Source organism: Candidatus Villigracilis saccharophilus (assembly GCF_016711665.1).
On record NZ_JADJSO010000081.1, the window covers coordinates 1 to 14874 of the forward strand.

Annotated in this window: 24 protein-coding genes and 2 pseudogenes; 18 read left to right on the forward strand and 8 right to left on the reverse strand. The window is 50.6% G+C overall.

The window, feature by feature from the left end:
• The 8 genes and pseudogenes from IPL17_RS25005 to IPL17_RS25040 all read right to left on the reverse strand — a co-directional run.
• Window positions 1-353: pseudogene (locus IPL17_RS25005) on the reverse strand (methyl-accepting chemotaxis protein); the annotation flags it as partial.
• 37 nt (window positions 354-390) lie between these two features.
• On the reverse strand, window positions 391-2268 hold the full coding sequence (locus IPL17_RS25010) for a methyl-accepting chemotaxis protein (protein WP_345309814.1): 1878 nt from the start codon (window positions 2266-2268) through the stop codon (window positions 391-393).
• Window positions 2269-2289: 21 nt separating this feature from the next.
• Window positions 2290-3207: a methyl-accepting chemotaxis protein gene (locus IPL17_RS25015; RefSeq protein ID WP_345309815.1), complete on the reverse strand. Its 918-nt coding sequence runs from the start codon at window positions 3205-3207 to the stop codon at window positions 2290-2292.
• Between the two features lie 21 nt (window positions 3208-3228).
• Window positions 3229-3354 carry a hypothetical protein gene (locus tag IPL17_RS25020; protein WP_345309816.1) on the reverse strand — a complete coding sequence of 42 codons (126 nt, stop codon included), beginning with the start codon at window positions 3352-3354 and terminating at the stop codon, window positions 3229-3231.
• Window positions 3351-3587: a HAMP domain-containing protein gene (locus IPL17_RS25025; protein ID WP_345309817.1), complete on the reverse strand. Its 237-nt coding sequence runs from the start codon at window positions 3585-3587 to the stop codon at window positions 3351-3353. The genes IPL17_RS25020 and IPL17_RS25025 overlap by 4 nt, the downstream gene beginning before the upstream one ends.
• A complete protein-coding gene (locus IPL17_RS25030) occupies window positions 3587-4018 on the reverse strand; it encodes a hypothetical protein (RefSeq protein WP_345309818.1) in 432 nt (143 codons plus the stop codon). Before IPL17_RS25030 ends, IPL17_RS25025 begins: the two co-directional genes overlap by 1 nt.
• A gap of 56 nt (window positions 4019-4074) precedes the next feature.
• Entirely contained in the window at window positions 4075-4296 is a 222-nt protein-coding gene (locus IPL17_RS25035; protein WP_345309819.1) for an MCP four helix bundle domain-containing protein, read from the reverse strand.
• A gap of 26 nt (window positions 4297-4322) precedes the next feature.
• Complete coding sequence (locus IPL17_RS25040) at window positions 4323-4472, reverse strand: hypothetical protein (protein ID WP_345309820.1); 150 nt, start codon at window positions 4470-4472, stop codon at window positions 4323-4325.
• 563 nt (window positions 4473-5035) lie between these two features.
• On the opposite strand from IPL17_RS25040, the gene IPL17_RS25045 reads away from it, so the two are divergent.
• The 18 genes and pseudogenes from IPL17_RS25045 (at window position 5036) to IPL17_RS25130 (ending at window position 14874) form a co-directional block, all read left to right on the forward strand.
• Window positions 5036-5413 (forward strand): hypothetical protein, encoded by a 378-nt coding sequence (locus tag IPL17_RS25045; protein ID WP_345309821.1) that lies wholly within the window; start codon window positions 5036-5038, stop codon window positions 5411-5413.
• Window positions 5414-5424: 11 nt separating this feature from the next.
• Window positions 5425-5628 carry a hypothetical protein gene (locus IPL17_RS25050; RefSeq protein WP_345309822.1) on the forward strand — a complete coding sequence of 68 codons (204 nt, stop codon included), beginning with the start codon at window positions 5425-5427 and terminating at the stop codon, window positions 5626-5628.
• A gap of 5 nt (window positions 5629-5633) precedes the next feature.
• Window positions 5634-5957 carry an HDOD domain-containing protein gene (locus tag IPL17_RS25055; RefSeq protein WP_345309948.1) on the forward strand — a complete coding sequence of 108 codons (324 nt, stop codon included), beginning with the start codon at window positions 5634-5636 and terminating at the stop codon, window positions 5955-5957.
• Window positions 5909-6226 carry a hypothetical protein gene (locus tag IPL17_RS25060; RefSeq protein WP_345309823.1) on the forward strand — a complete coding sequence of 106 codons (318 nt, stop codon included), beginning with the start codon at window positions 5909-5911 and terminating at the stop codon, window positions 6224-6226. The genes IPL17_RS25055 and IPL17_RS25060 overlap by 49 nt, the downstream gene beginning before the upstream one ends.
• A gap of 285 nt (window positions 6227-6511) precedes the next feature.
• Complete coding sequence (locus IPL17_RS25065) at window positions 6512-6859, forward strand: hypothetical protein (RefSeq protein ID WP_345309824.1); 348 nt, start codon at window positions 6512-6514, stop codon at window positions 6857-6859.
• Window positions 6856-7080 (forward strand): transposase, encoded by a 225-nt coding sequence (locus IPL17_RS25070; protein WP_345309825.1) that lies wholly within the window; start codon window positions 6856-6858, stop codon window positions 7078-7080. Before IPL17_RS25065 ends, IPL17_RS25070 begins: the two co-directional genes overlap by 4 nt.
• A gap of 186 nt (window positions 7081-7266) precedes the next feature.
• Entirely contained in the window at window positions 7267-7848 is a 582-nt protein-coding gene (locus IPL17_RS25075; protein WP_345309826.1) for a DUF1521 domain-containing protein, read from the forward strand.
• Entirely contained in the window at window positions 7848-8213 is a 366-nt protein-coding gene (locus tag IPL17_RS25080) for a hypothetical protein (protein ID WP_345309827.1), read from the forward strand. Before IPL17_RS25075 ends, IPL17_RS25080 begins: the two co-directional genes overlap by 1 nt.
• A 276-nt stretch (window positions 8214-8489) precedes the next feature.
• Window positions 8490-8699 carry a flagellar FlbD family protein gene (locus IPL17_RS25085; RefSeq protein ID WP_345309801.1) on the forward strand — a complete coding sequence of 70 codons (210 nt, stop codon included), beginning with the start codon at window positions 8490-8492 and terminating at the stop codon, window positions 8697-8699.
• A 59-nt stretch (window positions 8700-8758) separates the two neighbouring features.
• Window positions 8759-9577, forward strand: coding sequence for a motility protein A (locus IPL17_RS25090; protein WP_345309828.1), 819 nt, complete (start codon window positions 8759-8761; stop codon window positions 9575-9577).
• 2 nt (window positions 9578-9579) lie between these two features.
• Window positions 9580-10350, forward strand: a complete 771-nt coding sequence (locus IPL17_RS25095; RefSeq protein ID WP_345309829.1) for a flagellar motor protein MotB — start codon at window positions 9580-9582, stop codon at window positions 10348-10350.
• Between the two features lie 35 nt (window positions 10351-10385).
• Window positions 10386-10979, forward strand: a complete 594-nt coding sequence (locus IPL17_RS25100; protein ID WP_345309830.1) for a flagellar basal body-associated FliL family protein — start codon at window positions 10386-10388, stop codon at window positions 10977-10979.
• A 3-nt stretch (window positions 10980-10982) separates the two neighbouring features.
• Complete coding sequence (locus tag IPL17_RS25105) at window positions 10983-12029, forward strand: FliM/FliN family flagellar motor switch protein (protein WP_345309831.1); 1047 nt, start codon at window positions 10983-10985, stop codon at window positions 12027-12029.
• Between the two features lie 12 nt (window positions 12030-12041).
• On the forward strand, window positions 12042-12395 hold the full coding sequence (gene fliN, locus IPL17_RS25110; protein ID WP_345309832.1) for a flagellar motor switch protein FliN: 354 nt from the start codon (window positions 12042-12044) through the stop codon (window positions 12393-12395).
• Window positions 12395-12916: a flagellar biosynthetic protein FliO gene (gene fliO / locus IPL17_RS25115; RefSeq protein ID WP_345309833.1), complete on the forward strand. Its 522-nt coding sequence runs from the start codon at window positions 12395-12397 to the stop codon at window positions 12914-12916. The genes fliN and fliO overlap by 1 nt, the downstream gene beginning before the upstream one ends.
• Window positions 12917-12925: 9 nt before the next feature.
• Window positions 12926-13735 (forward strand): flagellar type III secretion system pore protein FliP, encoded by an 810-nt coding sequence (fliP, locus tag IPL17_RS25120; RefSeq protein ID WP_345309834.1) that lies wholly within the window; start codon window positions 12926-12928, stop codon window positions 13733-13735.
• A 10-nt stretch (window positions 13736-13745) separates the two neighbouring features.
• Window positions 13746-14015 (forward strand): flagellar biosynthesis protein FliQ, encoded by a 270-nt coding sequence (gene fliQ / locus IPL17_RS25125; protein WP_345309835.1) that lies wholly within the window; start codon window positions 13746-13748, stop codon window positions 14013-14015.
• A gap of 65 nt (window positions 14016-14080) precedes the next feature.
• A pseudogene (locus IPL17_RS25130) lies at window positions 14081-14874 on the forward strand (HDOD domain-containing protein).

Consider the following 14874-nt stretch of genomic DNA (forward strand, 5'->3'; position numbering starts at 1 on the left):
TTCTGAGCCATCTCCATCAGGGAAGTGGCGGAGGCGGAAACCTCTTCCACCTGGGCGGAGACTTCCTCGGTGGAAGCTGAGACTTCCTCGACGGATGCGCTGTTCTCTTCACTGACACTGGCGATGTTCTCGATGGCCTGGGTCAGTTCTGTGGAATTGGCAGCCATCTCTTCGGTGGCGGCGGTGTTCTCTTCGATCACGGCGGAGACCGCGTCAACCGCTTCGACCAGTTCAGCGGCGGCAGCGCCGACCTTAGCGGCGGTGTTGCCCGCCTCTTCCGCCTGCTTGTAAACGGATTCAGCCGCGTCGAGGATGTTATCGAGCACCTCGCCAGCCGAATGAGCGCGTGTCACACCAGCTCGACTTCCTGAGCGGAGGCTTGCATGGCGGTCACGGCTTCACTGACGGTCTTCTGGATGCCCTTGATGGGGCTGCGATCTCTTTTGTGGCGAGGCTGGAGCGTTCGCCAGTTTGCGGGCCCTCATCGGCCACGACCGCGAAACCCTTGCCCTGTTCACCTGCGCGGGCGGCTTCGATGGCGGCGTTGAGCGCCAGCAGATTGGTTTGAGAGGCAATATCTTCGATGGTTTCGACGATGGCTCCGATCTCCTCGGAGCGGGTTCCCATCTCTTCGACCTTGGTGGCGGAGAGACCGACCTTGGAGCGGATGGCTTCCATGCCAGTGATGGTTTCCTTGACGGTCTTGGCACCGTCGCGGGAGTAGGTGGCGGCTTGAGCAGAGTCACGGGTGACAGCCTGTGCATTGGCAGCGACCTGTTCGATGGCGGCGTTGATGCGGGAGGTGATCTGCGAAGCCTGGGAGATGGCTTTGGCCTGTTCCTGAGCGCCCTTGGCGACGCCGTCAATGGCGCGACCCATCTGCTCGACGGAGGCGGAGGTCTTGGTGACGCCTTCGGTCTGCTGGGCGGTGCCGAGCGCGACCTGTTGAATGGTGGTGGCGATCTGGCTGGTGGCTTCGCCGGATTGTTCAGCGGCGGTGGTCAGTTGGGAGGCGGCAGATGTAATGGCTGAAGCGCTTTGCGCTACCAGTCCAATGGTCTCGCGCAGGCCCGCGATCATTTTGGAAAATGCATTCCCCAGTTCATCCTTGTCAGATTTTGGACGGACATCGTATGTAAGGATGCCTGTCGAGATGGCATTCGCCGCGCTTGACATTTCTTTTTGGTAACCGACTATCTCGCGGATCGAGTCTGCCAACAGGCCGAACTCATCCTGGCTTTTGTATTCGAGTTTTTGATCAATATCGCCCATTGCAAGGTGGTTGGATATGTCAACCATTAATTTGACCGGTTTTGTGATGCCGCGTGAGAAGATGAAGGCGATTAATGAGACAAGTACGATCGATACGACGATCATGATCACGCTGAATATCGCGAGTTGAGTGGTGGCAGCATTGGCTTCGGAGGTTTGTTTCTCGGAGATCAACCCCAGCTTTATGTCTGGCAGCCAGGTGTATTGCCCGATCACTTCTTCTCCGAGATAGTTCGTATAAATGCCCTGCCCTGACTTGCCCGCTTGCAATTCTTTACTTGCAGTGGTTTGAAGTTGATATTCCAGTTCTGCGCGGTCTGTGATCAATCCGGCTGTCTTCATCTCATTAACAAAACGCGGGGCGGTGACAAAATATCCCTGTTGATTGACAAGATAACTTTCAGAAGTTAGACCGCTGCGGTTCTTGTCAAGGAGTTGAGCGAGCGTGTCCAGCGGGACTGTTTCACCGATGACGCCGACAATATCCCCGCTTTTTGAACGAACCGGTGAAGCAAACACAATGACCAAATGCCCGCTTGCCTTGGATAGCAGCGGCTCTGATAAAGTGACGCTGCCACTTAACGCTTCGCTAAAGTATAAACGGTCGGATACGTCGAGAGGTTTATCGTCTGAGGTCGCGATCGTTTTTCCATCAGGTCCTGCCAGAAAGATGGTCTCATACATTCCCCAGTAGCGAAAATACTGCTTGATCGCTTCATTGGCAGTGACGGGATCCATTGATGATATCCTGGCGATGCCTGCCAGAGTCCCTATATCCTGGGTCCGTTCGTTGGCCCAACTCAACAGATAGGTGGACTGATCCGCTTCAATTATTTTTTGTGTTTCCCTGGTTGCGGTATTCAATGCATTTTGTGCCAGAATATAGCTGACTACCGCGTTGATCAAAACGGGCAGGATGCCGATGAGCAGCATGAAGAGCAGGAGTTTTCCCAGGAACGAGCGGCGGATCGGAATGTTCAATTTGTCTGTAGTCATAGAAAATGATCGCCTTGTGTACTATTGAGCGGTATTTAGCTGGAATTGAGCGACGATCTCCTGCGGTGCGCCATCCTTCATGGATGTGGCGGATGCGGAGACTTGCTGTACTTGATCGGATACTTCCTCGGTCGAGGCGGATACTTCCTCGATTGCCGCGCTATTCTCCTCCCCGACACTTGCGATATTCTCAATCGCCTGGATCAATTCTGACGAATTACCGGCCATCTCTTTGGTTGCCGCAGTATTTTCTTCAATGACCGCTGAGACAGAATCAACAGCCTGTACAAGTTCGGTCGCCGCCGTGCGGACTTTCGCCGCGGCCTGACCGGCGTTTTCCGCCTGCTTGTATACAGCTTCAGCGGATCCGAGAATGTCATTGAGCACTTTACCCGCCGAATTCGCATGCTTCATACCGGCTTCCACTTCATTCTCCGAAGCCTTCATGGCGCTGACCGCTTCGTTGACGGTCTTCTGGATGTTATTAATGATGGCCGAGATCTCTTTGGTGGCGAGGCTGGAGCGCTCCGCCAGTTTTCGGACCTCATCCGCCACGACCGCGAAGCCCTTGCCCTGTTCCCCGGCCCGCGCGGCTTCAATGGCGGCGTTCAGGGCGAGCAGATTGGTCTGGCTGGCAATATCTTCAATGGTTTCCAGGATGGCGCCGATCTCTTCAGAGCGGACTCCCATTTCTTCAACCTTGGTGGCGGAAAACCCAACCTTGCTGCGGATCGCTTCCATTCCTGAAATCGTTTCCTTGACGGTCTTGGCGCCGTCGCGGGAGTACTTCGCTGATTGGCCGAGTCGCGGGTGACCGCCTGCGCATTTCCGCGACCTGCTCAATGGCCGAATTGATACGGGCGGCGATCCTGAAGCCCTGCTTAATAGCTTTGGCCTGTTCTGCGCGCCCCTGGCGACGCCGTCAATGGCGCGTCCCATTTGTTCACGAGCCGGAGTCAGTTAACGCTCTCGGTTTGCTGCGGCGTGCCGCGCTACCTGCTGAATGGTGGCGGCGATCTGATTGGCCGCCTGACCCGATTGTTCGGAGGTGACCGCCAAATGCGCGGCAGACCACGGTGACATCATTGGCGCTCTCGTTGATAAGCCCCACCGCATCGCGCAGGCGGGCGATCATTCGCGAAGGAATTGCCGAGTTCATCCTTATCCGACCTCGGTATGACGTGGGTGGTAAGGTCGTTCTCGGCGATGGCGGCCGCGGCGAGTCCCATGCCCTGCATGTAGCCGATCAACTCATCGAAAGCCTTGCCGATCGTCCCGATCTCATCCCTGCGTTTGCGCACCTTTATCTTTTTCCGCATCACTCATGTCGCGACCAGATCTCCGAAGCCATCTCGCGCGAGATCCTGACCACGATCGCAAGTGGGACGGTAATGCTGAACGTGATGACCGCCACAGAGCCCAGAGAGATCAAGACCCCGCGATCGTGGTCAACGACAGGATGTTGCGGGAGTCCGTGAATGTTTGATTGCCTTGTTGGTGTGTTTCCTCGGCGACTTTTGTTGATCTGCGGGAGCCTGTGAATCGATTCGGAAAATGTCGCGAGTGCGTTTGGCGTGCGTCCGCCTTCGACCATGCTGGCAAGAGCCGCATTGCGATGGCCCGTTTTGCTTAAGGTGATCGCCTCCGCCCCGCGTTGCGATATTCCTCGAAAGCGGATGCAAAGACAGCGATCGTTCCGCTTTTTCCTCATCGGTGATCCCAGATAATTGATACGCCTTGAAATTTTCATCGATGTTTTTCTCGAGCCTTGCTATTTCCGCTTTGCTTTTTGCCGCCTCTTTTGGATCAGCAAAGCCCTGTAAACACTTCCCTGATCGTGAACATATCCGCTTCCATATTGCCCAATTGTTCGATCGGCAGGAGACGGTCTGCGTACATGGTTGTCATGCCGTCGTTGATGCTGTTCATTGAGGCGTACCCCACGCCAGCAATGATGATGATAACAAGGATGGTGCCAAAGGCCCCCAGCAATTTAATACTCATTCTAAGGTTGTCAATCCACTTCATGACCTTCTCCCAACCAGGAGCATTTTTTATTCAGCCATCGCAAACATTGCGGTCCTTTCATTAAACATCGCTAAGGTCAACTGGATCGCCGGTGCGATCAGTTCCACCTTCTCAGCCAACCCAATATTAAGCGGCAGATTGGGCAGGTTTTCATCGCCTGGGCCAGCATGCAGCATTTGCAGTTTGCGATATACATTTCGAGTTTTTCATGGTCATTCATGGCAATCTCCTTTTTATTATTCCCGAGCCGATCGCCAGGGCTCGGGATGCTAGGATCGAACAACAATGCAATTACAGATGGATCGATTACGCCGAGAATCCGGGTTATCAACCCATCACCATTGTATAAATAAGGGCGGTTTTCCATAATAAAAATAAAGGTAAGAACTCATTAATATTGTGTGAATTTTCCCGGGCGACTTTGTTTGGATTTCCGCGCAATCGAAGTTCCGCTTTTCACGAGCCGTCCTGCGGGCGCAGCTTAGGCCGGGGCCGCAGGACAGGCCGGTAAGAAATTAACGGCTTTTTTATTACATTTTGAACGGGTCAACTGTAGACTCATTCCAGTTGAATCAACTGTCAGCGTTCGCTCACAATATGAGCTTTGTTTGATCGCTGGAAGAAATAAAAAATCTTCGTAAATCCCTTTGTTCCATCCGGTTAAGAGGGGAAATCAAAGTGTCCGAATTACTTGTAGGCAGACAACCGATCTTAAACAGTCACAAGGAAACCATTGGGTATGAATTGTTATACCGGGCTTTTCCTTGACGACACGCAGGCGATGTTCAAGGATGGCAATGCTGCCACATCCCGGGTCTTCGCCAATACGCTTTTTGAAATGGGGCTGGATGCGGTTGTGGGGCCGCAGCTTGCCTTTATAAATTTCACCAGAGATTTTCTTGTAAAAGATGATCTGATCAGCTTGTTGACGGGCATGCGGATCGAGAACTTTGATCCGAGGCGGGTCGTCCTGGAAGTGTTGGAAGATATCGCTCTGGATAATGAACTTTTTCAGGCGCTTCGTAAATTCAAAAGGAAGAATTTCCTGATCGCCTTGGATGATGTGATTCCCTGGAACAGATCGCCCCGATCCTGGACCAGGGTCTGGTTGACCTGATCAAGATCGACATGCTGGCTGTCAACAGGACCGATCTCGCGGACATGGTACGTTCCATTAAACAACGCGACATCCTGCTGCTGGCGGAAAAGGTGGAAACACCGCAGGATTTTTTCCCATGCCTGCAATTGGGGTTTGATTTCTTTCAAGGCTATTTTTTTATAAACCCGAGACGATACAATATAAGAAGAAGAAACTGGATGTATCGCGTTTGAGCTTGATGCGTTCCCTGGCGGCAACCATGGATGCCCAGACCAGTTTTCATTTGCTGGACCCGATCATTTCGCAGGATGTTGGTCTCAGTTATAAATTATTGCGACTGGTGAACTCGGGTTATTATTCCCTCGCCGATCAGGTCAAGTCTATTCAACAAGCCATTGCCTTGATCGGTTTGCAGCAGCTCCGCAGTTGGATGCTGCTGCTTGTGATGGCGACAGCGGACGACAAACCGCACGAACTGACCGCTGTTGCTTTCAACGGGCAAAAATATGCGAAATGCTTGGCACGACACTGGGCGTCAAACATGCAGAATCCTATTTCCTGATCGGGCTTCTCTCTGTTTTGGATGCCATTATGGATGTCCCCATGCTTCAAGTGGTTGAGAGTCTCCCGCTTACACCAGAAATTAATGAAGCATTGGTCTTTCGAAAGGGAAAGTTGGGAGTGGTCTTGAAGGCTGTGATCGCAACAGAGGACGGTAATTGGGATCACATTTTACAGCTCGGGATCCAGCCGCATGTGTGGCGGAATATATATTTTGAGTTTGTAAAAAGTTCCAATTTGATCATGAAGGAGATCTGCGCCGAGTCGTAAGCGTACCTGCCCTATGATATTCGCGTAGCATTCATGAGAATGTTTAACCAAAGCTTGAAACCGGACTCGAAATTGTGTTCTAAATTTCACTTATTTTTTATGGGAAATATTCCAGTAGTGACTATACTTGGGCATGGTAGGCCATGGTAATATTTTGACAAGGATTAATGTCCCAAGCCTTTGGTTGACTACACCCAAGGCCGTGATCAGAAATATGGTATATTCCTGAAATAAATCCGCCAAAAAACTGGCTTTTCCTCCTCTATGTTGTCCGCCGAGGTATTTGTGAACACTTTCGAATATGTAACCACTGAAACGGAACAAGTTCAGCTCGACCAAAGAGAAACACAAACGGTTTCTCGGCCGTCAGCGCCCGCCCCTGTCCCTCAGACAAACTTTGTAGAACAGAGCCCTTCGACAGATATGGGGGACGGCGATGTTATTGAGTTTGAATCCGCCCAGCAAATTTCCTATGAGCTGACGTATGCCTGTTTGTTGATCCCCCGTTTCAGCGATCATTATCTGACAGGTGATATTACCGAAGATCTGCCGCGCTGGATAAAACAGATTTGTATATCCTATGGCTGGCGTTTGGGTTCGGTCATGATCCGGCCGGATATTTGCAATGGGTGATCACGGTCCCTCTCACGACAAATCCCGCTCAGTTCATGCGCGCTACGCGCCAGATAACATCCCAGAAAATCCTTGAAGATTACCCGCGTTATAAAAGACTAAATGTCTCGGGTGATTTCTGGGCGCCCGGTTTCTCTGTCGCGCCTGGAAGTCAGTTCCAAACTGAAGAGAATATTAACAGCTTTATTCTTCAGACACGCAGGAATCAGGGCATCCTTTAAGTTCAACTTTGTCCGCTGATCTACGCCAATACCTCATCAGGTATTGGCGTTCTTTTTTTAAACAAGCAGGATGGCTGGAGATATGGGTGGAAGCTCTGTCAAAAAAACTGATGCCTGTCAACCCCTCAAGATTTTACCGATTAAGCCGACTCTAGGATATCGAATGATTGTGCCTAGGAGGCAGGTATGAGCGATATTGCGTCAACAGATCTATCCAATTTAATGGTAGCCCGCCGGTTAATGGAAATTGAAAATAACGCGGAATTGCGCCGCCGTGGAAAACAGGTGGATGAAAAATCTGCATTGGACTATTTTGAAGAAGATCAAGTGCTTATCAGCGGCTCGGCGCCTTCTGACGCCAACCCGGATGCCGGCCCCCTGCCGCCGATCGAAAATATAGATATAAAACTATCCGACCTGCACGGCAAATTGCAGGATCTCCAAAACGCGAATACGCCCAAAGCGGATATTCCTGAAGAGGGATTCACTGTAACAGCCAGTCAGAGTGTCGAGATCAAGTTGGAATTGCGGTATCGATCGAATACGCCGCTGGAAGGTTTGGTGGTTCACGATCAAAACTATGCCGAATCCGACCGTTATCTTTTTAAGTTCGCGGATGGTTCCACATTTACGATCCTGGACAAATGGACCAATAAGAGTACCACCATCTGGGGCGACCCGCATGTGGATGTTAGTGATGTGGGCGGGAACAGCGATGGCGATTTCAAGGACTTAAAGCCAGTGACGACTTTACGACCTTTATGTTGATGGACGGCACGCGCGTGACCTTCAAGGCCAAGGATGCCGGGTTCATCGAACAGGTCGATATCTTCAAAGGGGCGCAGCATGTCAAGGGAATTGGTTCAGATTCGAAGGAATTCTCTCCTGAAACCGGGCTATTCTCCACACAGGTGCAGAATAATGAGGCGTTTGTAGCCAACCAGACTCCCATCGGCGACCTGATCTTCGCCGGCGGCGATGGCAATGACTGGTTCGACGCGGGCAATAAACTGATCTGGGGTAAAACCACAGGCCCGATCGTTACCCAGCGTCCGCTGGCTACTTTGGAGTTTTACTATAGACAAACTGTGTCGCAGTCGATCTCAGTCCAAACGATCTCAAGAGACGCGTAGACCTCGGGTAAACTCCTCCCAAATTCAATGGGAGTAAATATTAAGCATTGGGGGAAAATAGCAGCGCATCGGTCTGACCGGGCGATAAAATAACTCCACCGTGGTTCGGTGGGGTCATTTTACGCAGTTAAATCGGTGCAAGTTTTTAGCCAATCTTTATATTCCTTTCACGGCCAATTTACACGAAAACTTACGGCGATATGCTAAAGTTACGCATGGAATGACTGCCTGTTTGAGACCTTGATTCCATGTTGTCAGGCAGGAAGGAAAATAATCGTGATTTTTCTGATCAGAACAAACGGCGTGAAATTTTATGTCAATCCTGAATTGATCCAAACCGTGGAGGCGACGCCCGACACGGTTGTTACGCTGATAAGCAATAAAAAATTCATCGTTAAAGACTCCCCGCAAGAAATTGCGGAGCGTTTCATCGAATATCGTCGAAAAACCCTGGCTCCCTTCATCTCAAAAACTTCAGAAGAGTGATCAGGTACATTATTTTGAAGAAATAATTTAAATCCAAAACAGGAAATCAGGAGTAATTTATGGATATTGCGACCATCTCAGGTCTGGTGCTGGCACTTACTGTCATCGTTGTCGCGTTAATTCTGGATGGCGGTTCCCCGGCAGAATTATTCGCTGCTCCGGCAGCGATCATCTTGATCTTTGGTGGTTCACTGGGTGCGACCATCATCACCTCCCCGTTATCTCTTGTTTTAAAATTACCCAAGTTCATTGCCCAGGCTTTTACCGTTAGAAAATTTGATTCAAAAGGGACCATTGATCTTTTGAGTAAGCTGGCAGATAAAGCCCGTCGGGAAGGTCTGCTGGCTCTTGAAGACGACAGCAAGAAGATCGAAGACAAATTCCTTCAAAAGGGGATTTCGATGGTGGTGGATGGTATCGACCCCGAACAGGTATCTGCGATCCTGGAAACCACAGTCGCTCAAATGCGCGCCCGCCACAAGCATGCGATGGGCTTCTTCACTGCGGCTGGCGCATTTGCTCCGACGTTCGGTATTATCGGAACGGTGATGGGCCTGATCAGCGTGTTGAAACAGTTGGACAATCCCGGCGCGCTTGGCGAGGCGATCGCCTCCGCGTTTCTTGCAACATTATGGGGTTTGCTGACTGCGAACCTGATCTATTTGCCCATTGCCGGAAAATTAAAGATAAAGGATGAAGAAGAAGCCCGCGACCGCTATATGCAAATGGAGGGCATTCTTGCCATCCAGGCTGGCGAGAATCCGCGTATTGTGCGTGATAAATTAAATGCTTACCTGCCTCCATCTGAAGCCAAAGGCGAAGAAGAGGCGGGTGACAAGAAGGTTCCGGCAGGTAATGCCGAGAGGGCAAAGGCTTAACCATGGCACACCGTCCGGAAGAACACGAAGAGCATCACGACGAACGCTGGCTGGTGAGCTATGCGGACTTCATCACCCTGTTGATGGTTCTGTTTGTCGTTCTTTACTCGATGAGTCAGGTCAATGTCGAGAAATACAAACTCCTGGCCACCAGTATGCGGTCTGCCTTCTCACTCGGTGGGCCGTCTCAGGTGGTTGATAGTCAGATCAACCAAGCTGGCGGTACGAGCGAAGATGGAACATCCAAGCCGATCGTTGTTCCAGGCATTCCCGAAGGCCCCACCCAGTCGGAGGAAGTTGCCGGGCAATTAACTTCCATGCTTTCTTCTCAAAACCTCGGTAACCAGGTCAGCGTGCAAACCAATATCGAGGGCGTGTTGATCTCCCTCAGCGAGCGCCTGATTTTTGCAGATGGTCAAGCAGAACTGCCGCCAGAGGCTTTGATCGTGCTCGACACCATTGCTGAGATGATGCTTCCCATCGATAACAAGATCAAGGTGGTTGGGCATACCAACGATACGCCCTCCACCAATCCACTCTATCCAACCAATTGGGAACTGTCTTTGGCGCGCGCCGCGTCGGTCGCAAAATATTTGATGAACGCCGGGGTCGCGCCAGAGAGAATGATCATTTCAGGCCAGGGCGAATACGCGCCGGTATTTCCCAATGACACCGAACAGCATAAAGGACTGAACGCCCGCGTGGAAATTGTCATCATGTATAAAGTGGACAGTAATATCATAGATATTAATTCCCCGGTCATTCAGCCGTAAAGTCCAATAGCAGGTTGTTCCAGAAACGGAGTCCCATGTTAGATAAAATCCTAAAAATCCTCAATGTGATCACCCAGGTAATTCTTTTATTGACTGCTTTTCTGTCGATCTTCATGGCGTATATTATTTTTGCCCCTGATGAACTTCCGAAGCCTTTCCGCCTGCAATATCAGTATGATGCCGCGTTCACCACCCCGGTACCGCAGGTTTCTGAGGCGGCGGCAAGCGAAGAAACAACGACAACCGCGGCGGAAACGCACGACTTTATTCCGGGGGAAGGCATCATGGTTCCCATGTCCACCAAGATCATCAATCTGGTTGATCCAGGCGGGCGGAGATATATACGCGTGACAGTGGTCGTTGAGGTTGCTCCGGATAACCCTGAATACGAGTCGCTGCCGGAAGAGGAAAAAATAGCGTATGAAACGGCATTTGAAGAGAAACTTAACTCGCGGCTGCCCATTATGGATGACACTGTCATCACGCTCCTGTCAACCAAAACTTATGAGGACCTGTATACGGCGGATGGCAAGGAAAAGCTGCGAACGGAGATTTTGGAAACCCTTTCTGAAAAACTTGTTGATCTTCACATCCTGTCGATCTATTTTACGGAATTCGTGGTCCAGTAATCTATGTTAGCTCAATCCGAAATTGATGCCTTATTATCAGGCGCTATCAATATAGACCAGAAACATGGTGAGGATAGCCTCAACCTGGCTGATATGCTTAATCAGCCGGGCGAAGCTGCCAAACCTGATGCTGGCGGCGAAAAGAAGATCCAGACCTACAACTTCTGGTCGCCTGCCAGGTTTTCAAAGGATCAAATGCGCGCGGTTGAGTTGGTGCATGAAGACCTGAGTGAACGCCTGACGACATCCCTGCCAACTTTTCTAAGAACCAATGTTCGCCCGCGCCTGGCGCTTATGGAGCAGGGCCGCTTTCACGATTTCATCAATGATTTTGCTGAACAAACTTTATTCCACTTGATCTCGCTGGCACCCCTGCCCGGTCACATGGTGCTGACCTTGAGTCACAATATCAGTTATTTGATCCTGGAGCAGCGCCTTGGCGGAAAGATCGAAGGCCGTTTTACAGAGCGCTCGTTGACCGAAATCGATCAGTCCCTGCTGCGCGGATTGGTGGAACACATGCTGGGGGATGTGAAAAGCGCGTGGAGCAAGGTCGCTTCCCTTGAGCCGTCTTTGGAAGACAGCACGATCAATCAGCATTGGGTGCAGATGATGATGGGCAATGAACGCGTTTTGCTGATCGCCATTGAAATTAATATCCAGGGCGTTACCGGCACGATGAGTTTCTTCATCCCCTTTAATACGCTCAAGCCGATCGCCGATGTGCTTAATCCGCATATCTGGATCGCGGGGCGCAAGGAACACCAGATGGACCCTGTCGCCCGTCAGGTAGCCATCCAGACCATGATGAAGGCGGTCATTCCAATAAAGGTGATCTTGGGAAACGCTGATCTCACCTTGAAGGACCTGATGGGACTGTCGATCGGAGATGTGATCGAACTCGATCAGAGCGTCGAAAATCCCCTGGTCGTGCAGGTGGCAAATAAAAAACAATTCTATGCCAGTGTTGGAAAATCCCGCAAACGCATGGGGATTCAGATCAATGGGGTTTACCGTGAACATGACGATACCCAGGCGAGTTATAGATAAGGTGAAAATCAAATGGAAAATCTAAACGATATTATTACAGATATGCCCGTTGGTAGAAGTGCTGATAGCGCGGCTCAAAAGCCGGGCGGTAAATCGGAAAAATTCAATTCGACAAATATCGAGCTGTTGATGGATGTTACGCTGCGCGTCACAGTGGAGTTGGGACGTACCCGCATGCAGCTTGCCCGAATCCTGGAATTAAAGAATGGATCCGTTGTGGAATTGGACCGGCTCGCGGGAGATCCCGTGGACGTCTTTGTGAATGACCGCATGGTGGCACGCGGAGAAGTTGTGGTCGTCGACGACAAATTCGGTGTCCGCATCATTGAGATGATCTCGACAACCAGTGAGAAGGCGACCTCCTGATGTCCGCATTAGTGACCTTGATCAAGAAGTGGTATCAGACCAGCAGTAATAAACAAAAGCTGACCGTTTTTTTGCTGGCTTTCAGCCTCTTAATCACCGGCCTGCTTTTGGCTTTGGGCGGCAGCTCAACCACATCTGCTGATCCGCTCGGGTCAACGCCATTGTATTTTGCGAGCGCCTTTGTAAAATTGCTGGTGGTGTTGCTGTTGATCGTCGGCAGTTCCATGATCTTTCGACGCTGGCAGCAAGTTGGGACAGGCGGAAAACCGTCCCGCCAGATGCGCGTTCTCGAAACGGTTAGATTATCTCCAAAGCAGGCTCTCCATCTGGTAGTGATCGGCGACCAAAAATTATTGATCGGGGCCACCGACCAAAGCGTCTCCCTGATCTCTTCCATTGAACATAGCATGAATCCTGTTCCAGTGGAAGATGCCCCGGTTCAATCAGGTTTTGAATTTGGTTCATTGCTCCAATCTTTTAGTCTTAATTTGTCCACTGAGAGCATAAAGGGAAAGGAATAAAGATCAGCCATGGTTGAAAGAACGTTTCCCAAAGCCGGTTCAAAGCTCTCGAAGGTCATTTCCAGGCCATTTAAGAAAACTCTTGTTCTTATTTTTATCGTTCTTGTTGTTGGCATCCTGCTAAGCGGATGTTCAGCAGCGCCTGGAGTTTCATTGACTGTGGATGGACAGTCTCCGCAACCCAAGCAGGTCACCTCCGGCGTGCAGTTGCTGGTGCTCATGACCGTGCTATCTCTGGCGCCATCCGTGCTGATCCTTGCAACCTCATTTACTCGCATTGTCATTGTACTGTCCATGCTGCGAAACGCCATTGGGACTCCCTCCATTCCCCCCAATCAGGTTGTGATCGGGCTTTCCCTGATACTCACATTCTTCATTATGGCACCGGTTTATAAGCAGGTAAATGAAAATGCGATCCAGCCGTTCCTGGATGAACAAATGGATCAAGCCACTGCGCTGAAGGAAGGCCAAAAACCGATCCGCGAGTTCATGTTCAATCAAACCCGTGAAAAGGATATTCAATTATTCCTGGAACTGGGGAATGAACCCCAACCTGTTACGATCGATGATATCCCCACCGTTTCCTTGTTCCCGGCGTTCATTATCAGTGAACTCCGCACCGCGTTTACCATGGGGTTTGTGATCTACATTCCCTTCCTTGTGATCGACCTGGTTGTTTCCAGCATCCTGCTTTCGATGGGTATGATGATGCTGCCGCCTTCGCTTGTCTCGCTGCCATTCAAAGTCCTGTTGTTCATCATGGTGGACGGCTGGTATTTGATCGTTCGCAGCCTGGTCTTGAGTTTTACTGGAAATTGATGAGGTTTGGATGACTGAAGCTTATGTGCTTACTCTGGGTCAAAACGCGATCATGATCGCACTTATTTTGGCTGGTCCGATTTTGTTGATCAGTTTGATTATCGGTAGTCTGGTGAGTCTGGTGCAGGCCGCGACCCAGATCAACGAATCCACGCTGATCTTCATTCCGAAATTGATCGGCATCGTGCTGGTGTTGGTTCTGCTTGGTTCATGGATGCTGCAACAGGCAATGACATTTACCCACGCTCTGTTCACAAGCCTGCCTAATCTGGTTCATTAAGATATCCATCCATGCTGTCACAACGGGTTGAAAGCATCATTCAGTCGATCTCCAGTCTCAGGCCCATGCCTGCCAATGTATCCCGTATCTTGAATGAGGTTGAAAAACGGGATATTAGCATTGACGGTCTGGTCGGGCTGATCGGTCTGGACCAGGCCTTGACTGCCCTGGTCCTGCAAATGTCAAACTCCGTTTCGCTTGGATATTCCCGCACGTGCACGACACTTAATGAAGCGATCATGCTCATTGGTCTGGGACGCCTAAAAACGATCCTGCTAACTTCTTCTGCAACCGGCATGATGAAACGCAGCCTGAGCGGGTATCGGCAGGGGGCAGGTGAACTATGGCATCATTCCCTCGTGGTGGGAGTGGCGTCAGAATGGCTTGCGCAAGTCCTGCGCTACCCCAATCCGGAAGAAGCTTATGTTTCTGGTCTGCTGCATGACATCGGCAAGCTGCTGTTGGACCAGGTGGTCTTGAGCGATTACAACACGATCGTTGACGCTGTACAAAAGTATAAAATTCCGCTCTGGCAGGTGGAGGAAAAATGATGGGCATCGACCATGCCCGGGTCGGCGGCTTGATCGCCGAGCACTGGAATTTTCCTGTCGTGCTGGTGGATGCGATCCGTTGTCATCACGCACCTTCTTTTGCCAGGACCAATCAACAGCTGCCCGCCATTGTTAATGTGGCGAATTCCCTGGCCCAGGATTATCAATTTACAGAGTCGGCGCTATTAAGCTTCGAGATCCATCCCGAATCACTTAATATTCTAAAGATCGACGCGGCTGAAGTGGAAAAACTTAAATTAAAGATGAAGAACTCCGGGAAATTCCCCGACCTTTCAAAAACTGGATAG

Bases quoted from the DNA above. Each gene is read 5' to 3' on its own strand.
- IPL17_RS25010 (WP_345309814.1), bottom strand. From the start codon at position 2,268: ATGACTACAGACAAATTGAACATTCCGATCCGCCGCTCGTTCCTGGGA.
- IPL17_RS25015 (WP_345309815.1), bottom strand. From the start codon at position 3,207: ATGGGACGCGCCATTGACGGCGTCGCCAGGGGCGCGCAGAACAGGCCA.
- IPL17_RS25020 (WP_345309816.1), bottom strand. From the start codon at position 3,354: ATGATGTCACCGTGGTCTGCCGCGCATTTGGCGGTCACCTCCGAACAA.
- IPL17_RS25025 (WP_345309817.1), bottom strand. From the start codon at position 3,587: ATGCGGAAAAAGATAAAGGTGCGCAAACGCAGGGATGAGATCGGGACG.
- IPL17_RS25030 (WP_345309818.1), bottom strand. From the start codon at position 4,018: ATGAAAATTTCAAGGCGTATCAATTATCTGGGATCACCGATGAGGAAA.
- IPL17_RS25035 (WP_345309819.1), bottom strand. From the start codon at position 4,296: ATGAAGTGGATTGACAACCTTAGAATGAGTATTAAATTGCTGGGGGCC.
- IPL17_RS25040 (WP_345309820.1), bottom strand. From the start codon at position 4,472: ATGCTGCATGCTGGCCCAGGCGATGAAAACCTGCCCAATCTGCCGCTT.
- IPL17_RS25045 (WP_345309821.1), top strand. From the start codon at position 5,036: ATGAATTGTTATACCGGGCTTTTCCTTGACGACACGCAGGCGATGTTC.
- IPL17_RS25050 (WP_345309822.1), top strand. From the start codon at position 5,425: ATGCTGGCTGTCAACAGGACCGATCTCGCGGACATGGTACGTTCCATT.
- IPL17_RS25055 (WP_345309948.1), top strand. From the start codon at position 5,634: ATGCGTTCCCTGGCGGCAACCATGGATGCCCAGACCAGTTTTCATTTG.
- IPL17_RS25060 (WP_345309823.1), top strand. From the start codon at position 5,909: ATGCTTGGCACGACACTGGGCGTCAAACATGCAGAATCCTATTTCCTG.
- IPL17_RS25075 (WP_345309826.1), top strand. From the start codon at position 7,267: ATGAGCGATATTGCGTCAACAGATCTATCCAATTTAATGGTAGCCCGC.
- IPL17_RS25080 (WP_345309827.1), top strand. From the start codon at position 7,848: ATGGACGGCACGCGCGTGACCTTCAAGGCCAAGGATGCCGGGTTCATC.
- IPL17_RS25090 (WP_345309828.1), top strand. From the start codon at position 8,759: ATGGATATTGCGACCATCTCAGGTCTGGTGCTGGCACTTACTGTCATC.
- IPL17_RS25095 (WP_345309829.1), top strand. From the start codon at position 9,580: ATGGCACACCGTCCGGAAGAACACGAAGAGCATCACGACGAACGCTGG.
- IPL17_RS25100 (WP_345309830.1), top strand. From the start codon at position 10,386: ATGTTAGATAAAATCCTAAAAATCCTCAATGTGATCACCCAGGTAATT.
- IPL17_RS25105 (WP_345309831.1), top strand. From the start codon at position 10,983: ATGTTAGCTCAATCCGAAATTGATGCCTTATTATCAGGCGCTATCAAT.
- fliN (WP_345309832.1), top strand. From the start codon at position 12,042: ATGGAAAATCTAAACGATATTATTACAGATATGCCCGTTGGTAGAAGT.
- fliO (WP_345309833.1), top strand. From the start codon at position 12,395: ATGTCCGCATTAGTGACCTTGATCAAGAAGTGGTATCAGACCAGCAGT.
- fliP (WP_345309834.1), top strand. From the start codon at position 12,926: ATGGTTGAAAGAACGTTTCCCAAAGCCGGTTCAAAGCTCTCGAAGGTC.
- fliQ (WP_345309835.1), top strand. From the start codon at position 13,746: ATGACTGAAGCTTATGTGCTTACTCTGGGTCAAAACGCGATCATGATC.